The 17,857-nt window shown below is 54.0% G+C and carries 11 protein-coding genes and 1 pseudogene; 8 read left to right on the forward strand and 4 right to left on the reverse strand.

Annotated features, from left to right (window positions below; translation table 11 throughout):
• Window position 1: 1 nt before the first annotated feature.
• The 3 genes from G5253_RS07440 (at window position 2) to G5253_RS07450 (ending at window position 4,088) form a co-directional block, all read left to right on the forward strand.
• Window positions 2-1,240, forward strand: coding sequence for a uracil-xanthine permease family protein (locus tag G5253_RS07440; protein ID WP_005347636.1), 1,239 nt, complete (start codon window positions 2-4; stop codon window positions 1,238-1,240).
• 549 nt (window positions 1,241-1,789) lie between these two features.
• On the forward strand, window positions 1,790-2,521 hold the full coding sequence (locus G5253_RS07445; RefSeq protein ID WP_216953136.1) for a substrate-binding periplasmic protein: 732 nt from the start codon (window positions 1,790-1,792) through the stop codon (window positions 2,519-2,521).
• Between the two features lie 40 nt (window positions 2,522-2,561).
• Complete coding sequence (locus G5253_RS07450) at window positions 2,562-4,088, forward strand: methyl-accepting chemotaxis protein (RefSeq protein WP_421203055.1); 1,527 nt, start codon at window positions 2,562-2,564, stop codon at window positions 4,086-4,088.
• 154 nt (window positions 4,089-4,242) lie between these two features.
• Here G5253_RS07450 and G5253_RS07455 read toward each other — a convergent pair whose 3' ends face one another.
• Entirely contained in the window at window positions 4,243-4,665 is a 423-nt protein-coding gene (locus G5253_RS07455) for a GNAT family N-acetyltransferase (RefSeq protein ID WP_216954319.1), read from the reverse strand.
• 155 nt (window positions 4,666-4,820) lie between these two features.
• Here G5253_RS07455 and G5253_RS07460 point away from each other — a divergent pair, with 155 nt between their 5' ends.
• Complete coding sequence (locus tag G5253_RS07460) at window positions 4,821-5,321, forward strand: SRPBCC family protein (protein ID WP_216953138.1); 501 nt, start codon at window positions 4,821-4,823, stop codon at window positions 5,319-5,321.
• 205 nt (window positions 5,322-5,526) lie between these two features.
• Here G5253_RS07460 and glk read toward each other — a convergent pair.
• Window positions 5,527-6,498, reverse strand: a pseudogene (gene glk / locus G5253_RS07465) (glucokinase); the annotation flags it as partial.
• Window positions 6,499-6,842: 344 nt separating this feature from the next.
• Here glk and G5253_RS07470 point away from each other — a divergent pair.
• From G5253_RS07470 to G5253_RS07485, 4 genes are all read left to right on the forward strand, one after another.
• Window positions 6,843-7,700 carry a MurR/RpiR family transcriptional regulator gene (locus G5253_RS07470; protein WP_005347620.1) on the forward strand — a complete coding sequence of 286 codons (858 nt, stop codon included), beginning with the start codon at window positions 6,843-6,845 and terminating at the stop codon, window positions 7,698-7,700.
• Between the two features lie 174 nt (window positions 7,701-7,874).
• On the forward strand, window positions 7,875-9,314 hold the full coding sequence (pyk, locus tag G5253_RS07475) for a pyruvate kinase (RefSeq protein ID WP_216953140.1): 1,440 nt from the start codon (window positions 7,875-7,877) through the stop codon (window positions 9,312-9,314).
• A 213-nt stretch (window positions 9,315-9,527) separates the two neighbouring features.
• On the forward strand, window positions 9,528-10,304 hold the full coding sequence (befA, locus tag G5253_RS07480) for a beta cell expansion factor BefA (protein ID WP_323912847.1): 777 nt from the start codon (window positions 9,528-9,530) through the stop codon (window positions 10,302-10,304).
• A gap of 224 nt (window positions 10,305-10,528) precedes the next feature.
• Window positions 10,529-12,892: a YgiQ family radical SAM protein gene (locus G5253_RS07485; RefSeq protein WP_421203058.1), complete on the forward strand. Its 2,364-nt coding sequence runs from the start codon at window positions 10,529-10,531 to the stop codon at window positions 12,890-12,892.
• A 120-nt stretch (window positions 12,893-13,012) separates the two neighbouring features.
• On the opposite strand, the gene G5253_RS07490 is transcribed toward G5253_RS07485, so the two are convergent.
• Both G5253_RS07490 and G5253_RS07495 read right to left on the reverse strand, forming a co-directional pair.
• Window positions 13,013-15,652 (reverse strand): SIR2 family protein, encoded by a 2,640-nt coding sequence (locus G5253_RS07490; protein ID WP_421171691.1) that lies wholly within the window; start codon window positions 15,650-15,652, stop codon window positions 13,013-13,015.
• A gap of 499 nt (window positions 15,653-16,151) precedes the next feature.
• The gene (locus tag G5253_RS07495; protein ID WP_421203060.1) at window positions 16,152-17,648 is read right to left on the reverse strand and encodes a histidine-type phosphatase; all 1,497 of its coding nucleotides are present in this window, start codon (window positions 17,646-17,648) and stop codon (window positions 16,152-16,154) included.
• Window positions 17,649-17,857: the final 209 nt, after the last annotated feature.

The following is a 17,857-nucleotide window of genomic DNA, read 5'->3' on the forward strand; positions in this document are numbered from 1 at the left end:
CATGTTTTCCTTAGTCAAGCAAAGTGTCGCCGGGCTGCAAATCCTGTTTGTCGCCTTCGGTGCCATGGTTCTGGTGCCCCTGCTCACCGGACTGAACCCCTCCATGGCCCTGCTTGGCGCCGGTGTGGGCACCCTGTTGTTCCAGCTCTGCACCCGCCGCCAGGTCCCGATTTTCCTCGGTTCCAGCTTTGCCTTCATCGCTCCCATCATCTACGCCACCCAGACTTGGGGATTGCCATCCACCATGTTTGGCCTGTTTGCCGCCGGTTTCATGTATTTCATTCTGGCTGCGCTGATCCGGGCAAAAGGGATGGGTTTTGTGCACAAATTGCTGCCCCCGGTGGTGATTGGCCCGGTGATCATGGTGATCGGTCTTTCTGTGGCGCAGGTTGCCTGCAACATGGCGATGGGCCGCGCCGGTGGTGAGCAGGTGGTTCCTGCGGGGACTGCGCTGACGCTGGCCGGTATCTCGCTGGCGGTCACCCTGATTGCCGCTGTGTTCTGCAAGGGGTGGATCAAGCTGATCCCCATCCTGTGCGGTGTGATTGCCGGTTATGTCTCGGCGGTGTTTATGGGCCAGGTGAGTTTCGATGGCATGGTGAACGCCCCCTGGCTGGCGCTGCCCCACTTCGAAACCCCGGAGATCAACTGGGCTGCTGCGTTGTTCATGTTGCCGGTAGCCATCGCCCCCTGTATCGAGCATATCGGTGGCGTGTTGGCGATTGGTGGCGTGACTGGCAAGGATTACACCAAGGATCCGGGTTTGCACCGTACGCTGGCCGGTGATGGCATCGGCGTCTGCTTCGCCGGTTTCATCGGTGGCCCACCCGTGACCACCTACGCCGAAGTGACCGGTGCCGTGATGATCACTCGTAACTTCAATCCGGTCACCATGACCTGGGCTGCGGTGTTTGCCATCATTCTGGCCTTCTTCGGCAAGTTCAATGCGCTGCTCACCTCCATCCCGATGCCGGTGATGGGCGGTATCATGCTGCTGCTGTTCGGATCCATCGCTGCCATCGGTCTCAAGACGCTGGTGGAATCCAAGGTGGATCTGGGGCTGTCACGCAATATCGCCATCGTCGCCGTGACTCTTACTGTCGGTGTCGGTGCGCTGGAGATGAAGATTGGCGACTTCGCGCTGGCCGGTGTTGGCCTGGCCTCCGTTGCCGCCATCCTGCTCAACCTGATCCTGCCTGCGCACTCCGAAGAGGGTGTGATGGACGCGGCCAAGGATTGAGTTTCACCAGACGTTCACGTTGACTTGTAGAAGGCCACCTCGCGGTGGCCTTCTCTGTTTCGGTTATCTAGCGCCACTTTTCGGCTCGGCGGAGCTCATCTGGAATCTAATTTGGAACCAGATGAGGGGGTTAGCACTCTCATTTGACGTATCTCTTTTCGTGACCTTAGCTAAAGGACAGGTTTGGCTCTGAGGTCTCCTCGAGCAGTATGGGAAAATGGATGTTGGCGTTTTCTATCATTTCTCTCCCAGACCCTGGTCATTAAACGATGCGCTTCTGCTTCGCCACAGCGCTGTTGTATGGCAGAGGTTTATCCGCCCCCTCCACACTCCCCTCATGCTGCCCTGGCATGTTTCCACCTCGATTTGTCGTGAGCCTCCCCCGCCGGTTGTGTTTCGTTGCGCACTGGCAAAATCCGGATCTGTTTGCTGCTGCACATGGGTGGGCGGCGAGCCGTGAAAGCCGGCATGACCCCAGCGGGTCAGATGTGCACCGCCATCGGTAACGGCGGATGTTCAGGGATGAATGGCAAGCAAAGCGAGGTTGCAATGAACTATCAACTGCTGTGGAAAAGTGCAATTTTTTCAGTCTCTTCCATGATGGCGATAAGCGCAGTTCAGGCTGCGCCACTGAACGTGATGACCGAGGATTACCCTCCGTTCAACATGCAGGGGGAGGGGGGCAAGATTGTCGGGCTATCGACCGAGGTGGTCGAAGAGCTGCTCAAGCGTGCCGGCGTCGAATACAAGCTGACCCTGATGCCCTGGAAGCGGGCGTATGAAGATACCCTCAGCACTCCCAACACCGCACTCTACTCCACGACTCGTACCCCGGAGCGTGAGGCGCTGTTCAAATGGGTGGGGCCGCTGGTCAATAACAACTGGGTGTTCTTCTCCAGCTCGACGGCCAATATCACAGTCTCTTCACTGGAAGAGGCCAAGCAGTATTCGGTGGGGGGCTACAACGGTGATGCGGCAGCCGAGTATCTCAAGGCACAGGGATTTGCCAAGTTGCAGCTGGCAGCCAATGACACCGCCAACGTGAAAAAACTGGAGGCCGGTCGTATCGATCTCTGGGCAACCGGCCAATATCTGGCCCCCTATTTGGCCAACAAGGAGAAAGTGGCTTCGCCCAAGCCGGTCTTCGTGTTCAAGGAAACCCAGATGAGTTTGGCGTTTAACAAGGATACGCCCGATGAACTCATCAACAAGCTCAACGAGGTTCTGGCAGCCATGAAAGCCGACGGCACCATCGAGAAAATCAACGCCAAGTACCAGTAAGTTGTACTGTTCCTGCTGCCGTTAATACCGGGAGGAAGTCATGGATTGGAAAAGTCTGAAGTTCAGGATTGCCGTACTGACTTCCCTCTCGGTGAGTCTGCTATTGGTACTGTTTGGTGGTTATAACTACAGCTCGGTGAGGGAAGAGAGCTACAGCAAACAGGCTCAGCTGGTCGAGCAGGCGATCAAGCGACTGCAGCTCTCCTTGCCTGGCCCTTTGTGGAATTATGAGTCGGCCTTTATCGAGGCATCGCTCAAATCCGAGCTGGCGGCCGATATGCTCAGCACACTGCTGGTGGTCAACAAGGAGAAGCTGGTGGCCGGGTTTGCCCGCGATGCAGCGGGCACTATTTCCCCTGTAGCGGCCATACCCGCCGATACGGCGGCCTATGGGGGGTATGATCTGGTCTACGACGACAGCGGCCAGAAAAATACCGTGGCCAGATTGCTGGTCGAAACCAGTGATGCGGCCATTCAGGCCAACTTGCGCCAGCAGTTGATCACCACTGTCTGGCAGATCCTGGTACTTGATATCTGTATCATTGCCTTGTTGATGGTACTCATTCATCGCAATGTGCTGAGACCACTTCATCAGATGAATCTGGCGGTGTTCGATTTGGCCAGGGGAGAGGGGGATCTGACCCGGCGTCTCAAGATCCTCCGTCAGGATGAGATGGGCGCGCTGGCCACCAACATCAATCACTTTATTGCCAAGTTGCAGGAGATGGTGGCCGAAATCAACGAGCTCTCTGCTGGCGTGCTGCAGACAGCGGAACGTTGTGACACCCTTGCGGCGGATACTCGGGGCGCCAGTGATGCCCAGCAACTGGAGCTGGATCAGGTCGCGACTGCCATTACCGAGATGAGCCAGGCGGTGCAGGAGGTGGCAGGTAATGCAGTGAAGACTGCTACGGCGACCGATGAGGCCAACCTTTATGTCGAACAGGGCTACAATCTGGCCGGTCATGCCAATCAGGCGATTCACCAGCTGGTGGGAGAGGTGGAACGGGTGGCGGGGCTGATGCGCTCCCTCTCTACCGAGAGCAGCAGCATCGGCAATATTATCGAAGTGATCAATGGTATTGCCGAGCAGACCAATCTGCTGGCGCTCAATGCCGCCATCGAGGCGGCGAGGGCTGGGGATCAGGGGCGCGGTTTTGCGGTGGTGGCCGATGAAGTGCGAACCCTCTCGGGGCGCACTCGTCAGTCGACCGAAGAGATCAGTGCCAGCATCAAACGGCTGCAACAGGCGACCCAGAATGTCGGTGCCGGGATGCAGTTGAGCCAGGAGCAGGCCTCTCGTGCGGGAGCCGAAGCCGCCGATGTACAGGTATCGGTGGAGAAAATTAAAAACCAGGTCAGTCTGATCCGCGAGATGAACATGTATATTGCCCAAGCCTCGGAAGAGCAACACTCGGTAGCAGAGGCGGTGAGCCATAGCGTGAACCGGATTGCCACCCTTAATAGCGAGAGCGCGGCCAGGGTGGTGCAAGTGGCTGAAGCCAGCAGCGATTTGCGCCAGCTCTCCGGTCAGCTCGATACCCTGCTCAAGCTGTTTCGGGTCTAGAAAGCACATACGCCCTGCGGGGGATCCTCGGTGCGAGCGGTGGTCGCGATCACGCGCGCAACGGGGGTCGTGGTGTTCTCATATTCTGCCATGCAATCCCGGATCGATATTTTCCCTTTACGGGCCCATGCATGACAGTCTGGAGAGCTGTTGTCTACTCACGACACAGCTTGCACCAGGGACCGGTGAGCTCGCAGTACCCGGCCTCGTCGCCATGCTGCCAGCCAAGCCGATGATAGAAGGCCACGGCCGCCGTATTGCGGGTTGCCACCTTGAGTGATGCCGTGCGGGGATTATTTGCCAGACCATGTTCGAGCAGCGCTCGCCCAATCCCCTGACCATGCCAGTCGCTCGCAACGTACAAATGATGCACAAAGTGATCGGGTTGCCATACGGCGATAAATCCGCAGAGCGTCCCCCCTCGCTCAGCCACCCATATCTCTTCTCCCCGGGTCTGCTCGATAAAGTCATCCAGGTGAAACAGGGAGGGGTCTACCCAGTGAAAGGTTTGTCTGCGGCCTTGTAAAAACAGCTTGGCCAGCGGGGTGATATCACGTTCTTCCATGCGCCTGATCATCATGCTCTCCCAAGGGCGGTCACTGTTCCCTGTTGCACGCGGGCAAGGTTATCTGGGGCAAATGACAAGGGTGTGATTAAGGGCTGTCCAATACATTTGTCATGGGGCTATACTGCCGAAGTCCCCTGTATGGATGGCGTGAGGATTGTTGATTTATGGACAATAAACAGATTGAAGGCAACATTTTTGTTCCGGCTCATATCGATGACGTGTGGCACGCCTGGACGACAGAGAGTGGTCTGCGCAGTTTTCTGGCTCCCGAGTGTTTGATGGTAGCCGAACCGAATGGCCCCTTCGAAATCTACTTCAGGCCGGATGCTCCACTGGGTGAACGGGGCAGTGAAGGGTGCAGGGTCATGGCCGTCATGCCCTATGATTTGCTCAGCTTTAGCTGGAATTTTCCGCCCAGTCTGCCCCATATTCGTCAGCAGAAGACTCAGGTTTGTCTGCGCTTTGTGCCGGAAGGGCAGGGCACTCGCCTCTACTTCCTGCAAACCGGTTGGGCCAATGATCCTGACTGGAATCAGGGGTATGCCTACTTTAGGGAAGAGTGGCTGGAGACCAGCTTGCCACGGTTGCAGTACCGCTTTACCCACGGCCCCATCGACTGGAACAACCCGCCCGACAAGGCACAGCTGAAGGCGTTGTCCCAGTAGTTTCGGGGCACAGAGATAAAAAAAACCGGCCAAAAGGCCGGTTGAAACAGTTCAGGCTTGTCAGGTGACAAACGTATCCAGCGGATGAGAGTCGCTTTCCACTCCTTGTGAAGTACAACCCTCTTGGTTACGTGCCATTACTATATGCCATCCACACTGAATCGATGCTGAACCACGGATGTTTCAGTTTCACTCCACCTTACAATCAGATGGTAATCCCCATCGACTGGCGCAGGTAAGCGCCAGCGCCGAGCAGGCCAGGTCCTTCATGGGTGATCAGGAATACCGGAATATCCTTGAGGTAGGATTTGAAACGGCCCTTGTCTTCAAAGGCAACCCGGAAACCGGAACTGGTGAAGAACTCCTGGAAGCGCGGCACTATGCCCCCTGCGATATAGACGCCACCAAAGGTGCCCATATTGAGCGCCAGGTTGCCGGCAAAGCGGCCCATCAGCACGCAGAACAGGCTCAGGGTGCGGCGGCAATCCAGACACTCGCCCGCCAGCGCCCGTTCGGTGATGTCTTTGGGAGCGAACGGCTCCGGCTCACGACCATCGGATTTCACCAGCCCGCGATAGAGATTGACCAGGCCCGGGCCGGATAAGAAACGCTCGGCCGAGACATGGCCCAGTTCGCCACGCATCACCTGCAGCACCGCATCTTCCTCTTCGGTGTTGGCGGCAAAATCCACATGACCCCCTTCGCCCGGCAGGCTCAACCACTGATCGCCCGCCTTGACCAGATGCGCAACCCCAAGGCCGGTGCCCGCTCCATAGATGGCGATGGGTTTGCCAGCCACCGGTGCGGCGCCGCCCAGCCGGATGCGATCCGATTCGGCCAATACCGGTACCGCCATCGAGACCGCGGTAAAGTCGTTGATTACTTGCAGGCGCGCCAGCCCGAGATTGCTCTGCATCTCGCTGATGGAGAACTCCCAGCTGTGGTTGGTCATGGCGACCCAGTCACCATTGATGGGGCAGGCGATGGCGATGCAGGCTTCAGCCACCTCGACCTTGTGTTCCTCCAGATAGAGGTGAACCACGGCTTCAAGGCTGGGATGGGCCAGACCTGAGTAGGTCTTTGCCTGAGAGATAGTACCGGTGGCCAGCTCACACAGGGCCAGACGCGCATTGGTACCGCCGACATCGCCGACCAGCGCATGGGTATGCTGCATAACAACTCCTTCGTTACAGGATGGGGACGACTGTGGTGTCCCGACATTATTGTTGGATTATGACGGCCCATTCTATCCGAGCTCAGGCTCACTCACCCGCCGGATCGATACAAACGTGCGCCTGCTCACAGTGTTGTTGCTTTGCAACATTTGTAAGCGGTTTCACAGCGAGGTGACGTTTTGTAACGAAAAGTACGAAATAATTAGAGATGAGTCATACTTTGTACGGCAGGCGTTAGTTGCGATAACCGCTTGTCTTGTATAGTCATCAGCTTGATTGGAAACCTGCTTAGCCGTAGATTTAGTGCAAAGACACTGAAGCTAAATTACAAAAACGTCTGGTGGTGATGATGAATACCCTTGATAAAATTACGAACAACCTGGAAAGTTTCAGTAAATCAGAACGCAAGGTTGCCGAGGTGATCCTGGCGTCTCCCCAGACCGCCATCCACTCCAGCATCGCCGCCCTGGCCAAAATGGCCGACGTCAGTGAACCGACCGTCAACCGTTTTTGCCGTCGCCTCGATACCAAAGGCTTCCCCGATTTCAAACTCCATCTGGCCCAGAGCCTGGCCAATGGCACTCCTTACGTCAATCGTCATGTGGAAGCAGAAGACGGCCCCGATACCTACACGGCCAAAATCTTCGAATCCACCATGGCTTGTCTGGATGCAGCCAAGAACAGCCTGGATATCTCGGCCATCAACCGCTGTGTCGATATCCTGACCCAGTCCAAGAAGATAAGCTTCTTTGGTCTTGGTGCCTCCTCAGCCGTTGCCCGCGATGCCCAGAACAAGTTCTTCCGCTTCAATATCCCGGTGGTGAGCTTTGACGATATCGTCATGATGCGCATGAGCTGCATCAACAGCAGCGAAGGGGACGTGGTGGTGCTGATCTCCCATACCGGCCGCACCAAGGCGCTGGTCGAGATCGCCGCGCTGGCGCGCGAGAACGACGCCACCGTCATCGGCATGACCGCCAAGGATTCCCCACTGGCGCGCGAGTGCAACCTGGTGCTCTCCATGGATGTGCCGGAAGATACCGATGTCTACATGCCGATGGCTTCCCGCATCGCGCAGCTGGCGCTGGTGGATGTGCTGGCAACCGGATTTACCCTGCGCCGGGGGATGAAATTTCGTGAAAACCTGAAGAAGGTAAAAGAGGGATTGCGCGAATCCCGCTTTGAAACACCACACTCTTCCTGAATCGTCGGGGGCTTTGGCCCCCGACTGTCTATGCCACCCTCCTTGGTGTAGTCTTGATGTGGTATTGTAACTTAATAACAAAAACCACCCGGATGGTTTGCAAGCGGGTGCATCGAGCCATCGGTTTGATGGGGCAGAATCTCAAGTTATCTCAACTTCATATTGGAGTCTTTCATGCCTAGACGTACAAAGATTGTAACCACACTTGGTCCGGCCACCGACCGCGAAGGGATCCTCGAAGGGATTATCCGCGCTGGTGCCGACATGGTGCGGATGAACTTCTCTCACGGCACTCCTGAAGATCATATCCAGCGCGCCAATCAGGTGCGTGACATTGCTGCCAAGCTCGGCCGCCACGTTGCCATCATGGGTGACCTGCAAGGCCCGAAAATCCGTGTATCCACCTTCAAGGATGGCAAGATCTATCTCGCCATCGGTGACAAGTTCGTGCTGGATGCAGCCCTGGGCAAGGGTGAAGGCTGTCAGGAGCAGGTTGGTATCGACTACAAGAGCCTGCCAAACGATGTAGTGCCGGGCGATATCCTGTTGCTGGATGATGGCCGTGTGCAGCTGAAAGTAGAGAGCGTCGAAGGCACACGTATTCTGACCACTGTCACCGTGGCTGGCCCGCTCTCCAATAACAAGGGCATCAACAAGAAAGGGGGCGGTCTCTCCGCGCCAGCCCTGACCGAGAAAGACAAGGAAGATATCAAGACAGCCGCGCTGATGAACGTGGATTATCTGGCCGTCTCCTTCCCGCGCTGCGGTGATGATCTGCGTTACGCCCGCGAACTGGCTCGCGAAGCTGGCTCCAATGCCAAGATCGTGGCCAAGGTCGAGCGCGCCGAGACCGTCGCCACTGACGAAGCGATGGAAGATATCATCCTCGGTTCCGATGCCGTTATGGTTGCCCGTGGCGATCTGGGCGTCGAGATCGGTGACCCCGAGCTGGTTGGTGTACAGAAGAAGCTGATCCGTCACTCCCGTCGTCTCAACCGTGTGGTGATCACCGCTACCCAGATGATGGAATCGATGATCAATGCGCCGCTGCCGACTCGTGCCGAAGTGATGGACGTCGCCAACGCCGTGCTGGATGGTACCGATGCGGTGATGCTCTCTGCCGAAACCGCTGCCGGTCAGTTCCCCATCGAAACGGTCACCTCCATGGCGAGCGTCTGTGTCGGTGCCGAAAAGCACCCGAGCCTGAACGTCTCCAACCACCGCATGAGCTACACCTTCACCTCGGTTGAAGAGGCGGTCGCCATGTCCACCATGTACGCAGCCAACCACCTGGAAGGGGTCAAGGCGATCGTGGCGCTGACCGAATCGGGCACTACTCCGCTGCTGATGTCCCGTATCAGCTCCGGTCTGCCGATCTTCGCCATGTCCCCCCACAACAAGACCCTGGCCTGGGCCAACCTCTACCGTGGTGTGACCCCGGTGCTGTTCGACGGTGACGAGACCAAACCGGTCTACGAAGTGTGCCGCGACGCGCTGGCCGTGCTCAAGGAGAAGGGGCTGCTGCAAAGCGGCGATATGGTACTGCTGACCCACGGTGACAAGATGGAAACCGTCGGCAGTACCAACACCTGCAAGGTGATGATGGTCGAATAAGCCCGTCCGGTTTCACAGTGTTCAACAAGGCTGCTCCTCTCTGATGAGCAGCCTTTTTATTAACGGCTGTCGCGCTTTGGCGGGATAAACAGGACTCAATGATTGCTTAACCCGATTCCCCTTCCGATAATGCGGGAGTGATTTTCACCGGGTAGCCTGTTGTAGGGGATCGCACCGGGTAACCCAGACACTCGACAATACGGGAGTGAAAAAATGAACAAACGTAACTGGTTGCTGGCCCTGTCACTGACGTTGGTGGTGTCACCCAGCCATGCCGACTGGGAGAAACTGAAGGCTGCCGCCGCCGATCTCGGCACCGCCGTGAGTGAGACTAGCAAGGAGGTATGGCAGGATGTCAGCGACTTCTCCAAAAAGAGCTGGGCCTCCATCTCTGCCTGGGGTGAAGAGGCGTTCAATACCGCCGGGGTCTGGACCGACAAGAGCATCGCCACTGGCAAGGAGTGGCTGAAGGTAGCCGACAAGAAGCTCGACGAAATGCTGGAGCCCAAAACCCCGCAGGAGGCGCGGGTGGCGCTCAACACCATGGCCGACACGGCACTGGTGCGGCTGTTCAATGAACAGCCTTCAGCCAAGTTGCTGTTTGACAAGGCGTATGGCTACGCAGTATTCGATTCGCGCAAGTTCTCCCTGATGCTGCATACCAATCAGGGCGCCGGGGTGGCCATCAATCGCAAGAGTGGCAAACACACCTATATGAAGATGTTTGGCGCGGGGCTGGCGGCCGGTATCGGTGGCAAGTTCTATCAGCAGGTGATCCTGTTTGAAGACAAAGCCAGATTCGATGCCTTCGTGACCCAGGGTTGGGAGGCCACCTCAGAAGTGGGCGTGGTAGCTGGCAAGGAGAGCGCCGAGCTGACCGCCAAATACAACGGCGGCATGGCCATCTACCAGATCGGCGAGAAGGGATTGCTGTTCGATGCCAACATCTCCGGCTCCAAATACTGGATCGACAAGGATTTGAGTCAGTAACCATTCAGGCGGTGAGCCCTCGGCATTTGCCCGGCTCACCGTGCGGCAGTTGCAGTCAAAGATCGCCCGCACTCATCCTGCGGGCGTGCTTGTTTGTGGTGGCGTGATGCGGGTGTTGGATGGCAAAGCGCCTTTTCCCGTGCGAATGCTGGGGACAAAAAGCCATCGCTCCCCTTGACCGCAACCGGTATAATGCGCGACCCGAATTGTTCCAGGTGGTTAAAATGCAGCCGGTTACCAACCTTTTCTCCTATCCCCGCTATTGGGCCGAGTGCTACGGCACTGCGCCCTTCCTGCCCATGTCCCGCAAAGAGATGGACAAGCTGGGTTGGGACAGCTGCGACGTCATTCTGGTGACGGGGGATGCCTATGTGGATCACCCGAGCTTCGGCATGGCGGTCATCGGCCGCATGCTCGAAGCGCAGGGCTTTCGGGTCGGCATCATCGCCCAGCCGGACTGGTCATCGAAGGATGACTTTATGCGTCTGGGCAAACCGAACCTCTTCTTCGGGGTGACCGCGGGCAACATGGACTCCATGATCAACCGCTACACCTCCGACAAGAAGCTGCGCCACGACGACGCCTACACTCCGGGGGATGTGGGGGGCAAGCGGCCGGATCGCGCCACTCTGGTCTATACCCAGCGCTGTAAAGAAGCCTTCAAAGAGGTGCCGGTGGTTATCGGCGGCATCGAGGCGTCGCTGCGCCGTATCGCCCACTACGACTACTGGTCCGAGACCATCCGCCGCTCCATCCTGCTCGATGCCAAGGCCGATATCCTGATTTACGGCAACGCCGAGCGGCCGCTGGTGGAGGTGGCCCACCGCATCGCAGCGGGGGAGAGCATCGAGACCATGCAGGATATTCGCGGCACCGCCGTGATCCGCAAGGAGCCGCTGCCGGGTTGGAAAGGGGTGGATTCGAGCAAGCTCGACCAGATTGGCCGCATCGATCCCATCCCCAATCCCTATATGGAAGGGGCGCCCTGCGCGGACGATGCCAGCGACGCGGCCCCCGCCGCGCAAGAGGCCAAACCCGTGCTGGTGCAGCCGGCCAAACCCAAGCCGTGGGAAAAAACCTATGTGAAGCTGCCGGCGTTCGAGCGGGTGAAAGAGGACAAGGTGCTCTACGCCCACGCCTCGCGCATTCTGCACCACGAGACCAACCCCGGCTGTGCCCGCGCCCTGTCGCAGGCTCACGGCGATCGCATCGTCTGGGTCAACCCGCCCGCCTTCCCGCTTGAAACCGAGGAGATGGACGGCGTATTCGGCCTGCCCTACCAGCGGGTGCCGCACCCGGCCTATGGCAACGAGAAGATCCCGGCGTTCGAGATGATCAAGACCTCGGTCAACATCATGCGCGGCTGCTTTGGCGGCTGCTCCTTCTGCTCCATCACCGAGCACGAAGGGCGCATCATCCAGAGCCGCTCGGAAGAGTCGATCCTCAAGGAAATCGAAGATATCCGCGACAAGGTGCCGGGCTTTACCGGCGTCATCTCGGATCTCGGTGGCCCCACCGCCAACATGTACAAGCTGCGCTGCAAGAGCCCCAAGGCCGAGCAGACCTGCCGTCGCGCCTCCTGTGTCTGGCCCACCATCTGCCCGCACATGGACACCGACCACAGCCCGACCATCAACCTCTATCGCAAGGCGCGCGACCTCAAGGGGATCAAGAAGATCCTCATCGCCTCCGGCGTGCGTTACGACATCGCGGTGGAAGATCCCCGCTATATCAAGGAGTTGGCCAAGTACCACGTCGGCGGCTACCTCAAGATCGCGCCGGAACACACCGAGGAGGGGCCGCTCTCCAAGATGATGAAGCCGGGCATGGGCAGCTACTACCAGTTCAAGGAGCTGTTCGACAAATACTCCAAAGAAGCGGGTAAGCAGCAGTACCTGATCCCCTACTTTATCTCCGCCCACCCGGGCACCACAGATGAAGACATGATCAATCTGGCGCTCTGGGTCAAAGAGAACCGCTTCAAGCTCGATCAGGTGCAGAACTTCTACCCGTCGCCGCTCGCCAACGCCACCACCATGTATTACACGGAGAAAAACCCGTTAAACAAGGTGAGCCGCACCGGTGGCGATGTGTTTGTCGCCAAGGGCGAGCGCCGTCGCCGCCTGCACAAGGCGCTGCTGCGCTATCACGACCCCGCTGGCTGGCCGATGATCCGCGAAGCCCTGCTCGCCATGGGCAAGGGCCACCTGATTGGCAATGGCCCCGGTTGTCTGGTGCCGCCGGAAGGTAGGAATGAGCGGCGCAACGAGCGCGCCGCCAGCGGCAAGGGGCTGAAACCGGCCCTGACTCGCCACAGCAACATCAGTCACCAGCGCGGCAATGGCGCAGGCAACAAGCCGACCGGCGGCAAGCCAGTGGGTTCCCAGCTGCACAAAGGCGCGGCTAATGGCAAACCGGCCGCACAGGGCGAAGGCAAGAATGCGGGCAAGAGCAAACCGACCGGTAAACCCGCCCACAAGGGGAAAACCCCGACCCGCGCTGGCTCTGCCAAGCCGGGTGCCAAACCCGCCGCTCAGGGCGGCAAGCCTGCGGCCAAAGGGAATGGTGCCAAGCGACCAGCGCGGTAAGTTTTTCTGATTGGAAAGATATATAAATAAAAAGGCGACCAGATGGTCGCCTTTTTACAATTAATAGGGATAAAGCAATCTTATATGAAGTGGGCTCTAATTGTATTTATGATTTTAAAATCAAGCTAAACATAACTCTTGATCCTCTTTATGAAATATATTCTGAGTTATAAATTTATTCGGGATAATTGGCCATCGTAGATATGAGTATATTGTTAGATAATTCCTGTCTATAGCTTCGCATATTAATCTCTGAGCATCCCGATCATTATCAAGTATGCAAAACGCGCAAATTCTAATATCTCTGCTTTGAGATGTTGTGGTTAAATTTCTTAGATAAACCTTGTCTACAGATTTTGTTTTTAATTGCTTCGCTGCAAAATAATAATTTATTGAAAATCCCTCAAACCCTTTTGCTTTTAATATGTTTGGATAGTTGTTGTTTAATGAAATAACATCCTCGTATTGTTGGCTACACAATAATAAATATGAATAATGGGTCAGATATGAGTCAACGGACATACCATTTTTATAAGCTTCATCGAGAGCTTTAATCGCTAAAGAAAATTCTTTTCTTGCTGTATGAATTTCTGACATTGATTCATAGTAGTAAGCATCGCTTAGCCGTTCTTTATTGTTTTTTGCAATGTCCTCAATACGATCAAGCATGAAATTGTCAAGACTTGCTGAAATTGATATGGCATCATCAATATTTTTGAAGGCGTCGGTGCAGGATAAAATATCATCGAACCTTGTTTTTATAGAATCTTTATCAAAGTATTTATTGCAAAGTTCTAATCTTAATTTGGATAAAGCTATATTTGGATGTTCTTTGTAATCATCTTCGCCTATGTGATTGTTATAAAACTCGTCGTAAATATCAATGACATCTTTCATATTGAAGCTATCATTTCTCATACTGTTTTGTAGACAGTTATCTATGATGTTGTTTATTGATGATCTCTTTGGAAATGATGATTTCTTAAATGTGTTGTATAGTTCAGAAGTGAACAGCCTAAGTGATTCAGGGTTATAATCTGTTGTAATTACTCGATTTTTAAGCCTAAAATAATTGGTGTGCTCAGGATTGGTTGATTTAGCTTTTTCTAGATGCTTATCCAGTTTTTCATCAATTTCTCGTATACATTCAATGGACAAGTCAATCATTTCTTTTGCTAACAAGTATACGGTTATTTTCAGATTCCATGCTTCATTTGAAAGACTCGGGTCTAATGAAAGGCTTTTATCTGTATAACCAAGTAATGTTGTGTAGTCAAATTTATGCGAGTTTGGTTCAGTTTTGAACATCTCAACTCTAGACTTTACTAGTGAATTATATATATCACAACTGCATTCATGCTGAATTAATAGTTCTGAGAGATATTTTGCTTTTTCTTTTGCTGATGATAATGCATCTACTTTAGCCAAGTGATAGCCAATGTTATTCGTATCAAGTTCAATTAACTTATCAGCCCAGAATAGTTTTTGTGTCGGTTGCTCCATTAATTCAGATATATTTATTAATTTTGTTATATAATGGGACTTGCTTTTTTTACTGAGAGTTTTTTGGTAAAAGTCAAAGCAAAGTTCATATGCAACATTATACTCTTTGCTTGATATTAGAGCCTCAATTTGAAGTATGTTCTTTAGTTCTGCGGGGCTTATTTTTAGTGCATCTTCACCATCTTTTATTATTGAGTTGAAAAATGAAGAAAAGTCATGAGACTCTCGACTTGATTTAAGTTTATTTATTTGCGATAAAATTATCTGGTTTGACGATAAGTTGTGTTTGTCTTCTATGATACTATTTATAGTGTTTTGAAGCTTGGAGTGCTTAATATTTACCTCTATTCCTAGAGGCTTGCTAGATAGCTTTTCATGTAATTCAGCAAAGAGAGAATCAAAGCCATCAATAATAACCGGGTAGATTTTTTCTTTCCATAGTAGGTTTCTTAGTGCGTGTGGAACTTCATCATCAGGCCTTAAGCACCAGTACACGCCATTTTTAAGATAATTTTCTTGCTTTGATATAAAGTCTAAAACATCCATGATTGAGCGGTCTCGCCCTGAGTAACCAACGACTATAAGACCATACTCTTTGCAAAACTCTATTAATTTTTCTTTTGTATTTTGTTCTAATGATTCAGTTTCTCTCAAGGTGCTTTTAATATCATCAAATAAATAGTCACCATGGAGTTTAATAATTTTAGGTCTTTTAGATGCAATGGACACTGAATGTATTGATGAGTCGTGAGCACACAAAATTGGCCTTTGATTTGAAAATTGATAGAATGCTTCGTTAATTAAATCATCAAAGTTTGTGGTAAATATGGAATTGAAATATAGGTCATCTACTAACGAAGTTAGATATGCATAGCCTATAGATGGTAGTTTTTTATCTACTTGGCTCTCAACAAATCTCCGGCGTTGAGATGGAAGATCATATTTTTTCTCAAATAGTGACGAGTAAGGGTTGGCTGGATTATACCAACTAGCATGTTCCTTCTCAAAGTATTGTCTCGCTTTGGTTATGTCTGTTTCTTGACGAGAATTAAAACGTTCATATAGCTCAATTAGCCATGTGTCAATTAATTCGACAGCAGATGATATACCCGAGGTGACAGAGGCTCCTGCACCCAATAGGACACTATAGTTAGCAGTCTTATCCTCTCGAGTACCAATATGTCTCACTATATCATTGATGGTTCTCAATTTGTGTGAAAGTTCACCTTTGTCTCTGAGTAACTCACTTGCTTTCATTTTTTTGGCCTCTTTTTAAATTGATAAAATTGCTCTCTGAGAGCAATTTCGAAAATGATATTTTATATTGAGCGGTGTAAAATAAAATTTATATCGAGAAGCATATTTAATTATTATTAGAGCAGCTTTAGCAGTAATTTAATCTGCTTGAATTGGAGCCAAATATTGATTGTTTTGCATATTTGCGGCTGAATATTAAGCCAGACAAATGCTACCGCCCGTGGATTACAGCTTCCAATATGCTCCCTAGACCTGCGCTGGCAGCAACCCATCGCAGTTCAACAGGTTCCAGATAGCCACTGTAAGCCAAACGAAACTGCCGATGCGAGCCTTAAAGTGACTCAACTATCAGAAATTAATCATTTTTTGAGCTTGATCAGCAAATGGAGCCGGAAGGCGGCTTGATAGCCATATCCCGCTTTGGCCAGCAGGGAAGGGGAGTGAATTGGGGCGACCTGCTGATCGCCCCTGGTGATTGCCATATCCGGTGCGCTAGGGGTTAGCCGTTATAGCCGTAGCAGCGCTTGAGCTCCTCGAAGTCGTAGTAGTGGCTGCCGCTCTGGTAGGGCTGGCAGCCCGCTTTAAAGGCGATCTCCTTTTCGTTATAGAGCATCTTGACCAGCACTTGCCGCTTCCCGTTCTGATAGATATCCCACTGAATATTGGCGGTATAGGGGGAGACCCAGCCGCCGCGCCACTCGTTGTTCTGCTGGCTGAACAGCTGATCCGCGCTGGCTCCCTGACGGCTCCCTTCCAGCTTCATCAGGGCGGCGAGGGGGATAATGGCTTCGGCATGGGCAAAGCGCAGGGTGGCCAGTCGGCTCTGCTCGCCCTCCACCACCTGACGCTGCACCTCGTCAAACAGGCCGTCGAGCAGCGGCTGGGCAATGGCGTAGGGGGCGCTCTGGTTGGCAAAGCTCGGCCCCTTCTCGTAGAAATCTTCCGCATCGGAGAGGTAGGAGAACCAGGCAGACTCTTCCGGGGTGAGGAACTGCTCCAGCGCCCAGGGTTCGCTGCCCTGTGCCTGCGCTTCGCGGATCATGCCGGGGCCGATGATAAAGAGGTTGTAGAGCATCAGGGCGGCATCCACCTCGTCGCGCACATAGGTCATGCCGCCATCTTCCGGGTTGACGGCGACAAACTCGACGCCGCCCGCCAGATAGTCGACAAAGCCCTTGCTGTAGATACGCTCCAGCATGCTGCGGGCCATCTCCTTGGTCTTGCTCAGGTTTTTAAGCTGATCCAGCGCCCTGGCCAGCTCGGGGGCCGGGGCGATTGCGGCATCTTCGTCGCCGATAAAGCGCTGGTAGCTCTCATAGGCGGGCAGGTAGCGGGCGTAATCCCCCTCGGGCGTGGTCTTGTGGAAGTAGAGCTCGAACTTGTTGACCAGCTTTTTGTCGATCTTCGAGGGGTCATCCTGCGTGAGGTAGCACTGCGCCGAGTCGCTGACATAGTTCACGTCGCGCTTGAGGCTCTCCATAAAGTAGAAGGCGCTTTCGTTGGCCCTGTCCTTGCCCGAGGTGACCACCTTGATGCAGTGGGGTTCGCTGCTGTTGAGCAGGGTCGGCAGTCGCGCCGCCAGTCGGGTTGCGAGATTGGCGTGCTCCTCCTTGCCCAGCGCCGAGAGCAGGCCATAGCCCAGTTTCTGGTTGGCGGCCGTCACCAGATCGACCTTGCCTCCCAGCCCCTGCCCGAGGGTAGTGAGCGCCCCCTGGCGCTGCGCCTCTTCCCAGACCAGTTTGGTCAGCACGTCATATTTCGGGCTGGAGAGGGAGCGCGAGCCGTGGCGCGCCACCATCTCGGTAAAGACCGGGCTGAACCCCTGGGGCGCTGGTTCGTAGCTCTCCGCCTGCTGCGGGCTGTAGACCGCTTTGGTGCTGTATTGGTAGGCGGTTTTGCCCTGGCTGTCGGCAGATGATTCGTTCTCTGACTGGCAGCCGCCAAGCAAGACCAGCGAGACGGCCAAAGCCACATAAGAAGAGCGCGGGAAAGTCATGATGTTCCTTATCTATCCATATGAAAAATAAGTGAAAAACTCTATGGCTTGAAAATGACCGCGGGATGTCAGCCAGATGACAGGCTGATGACTTCTGATAAAGCAGTAAGCAAGGGGAGGGGATAGAGGATGGCTACAGGGAGGGCAATAGAGGCTCAACCAACCACTGCGCCGGTCACATTTTTTCGGGACACCCACCTTTTTGACAG

The sequence above is a fragment of the Aeromonas sp. 602658 genome (genome assembly GCF_049173005.1).
Taxonomy (GTDB): Bacteria; Pseudomonadota; Gammaproteobacteria; order Enterobacterales; family Aeromonadaceae; genus Aeromonas; species Aeromonas veronii_A.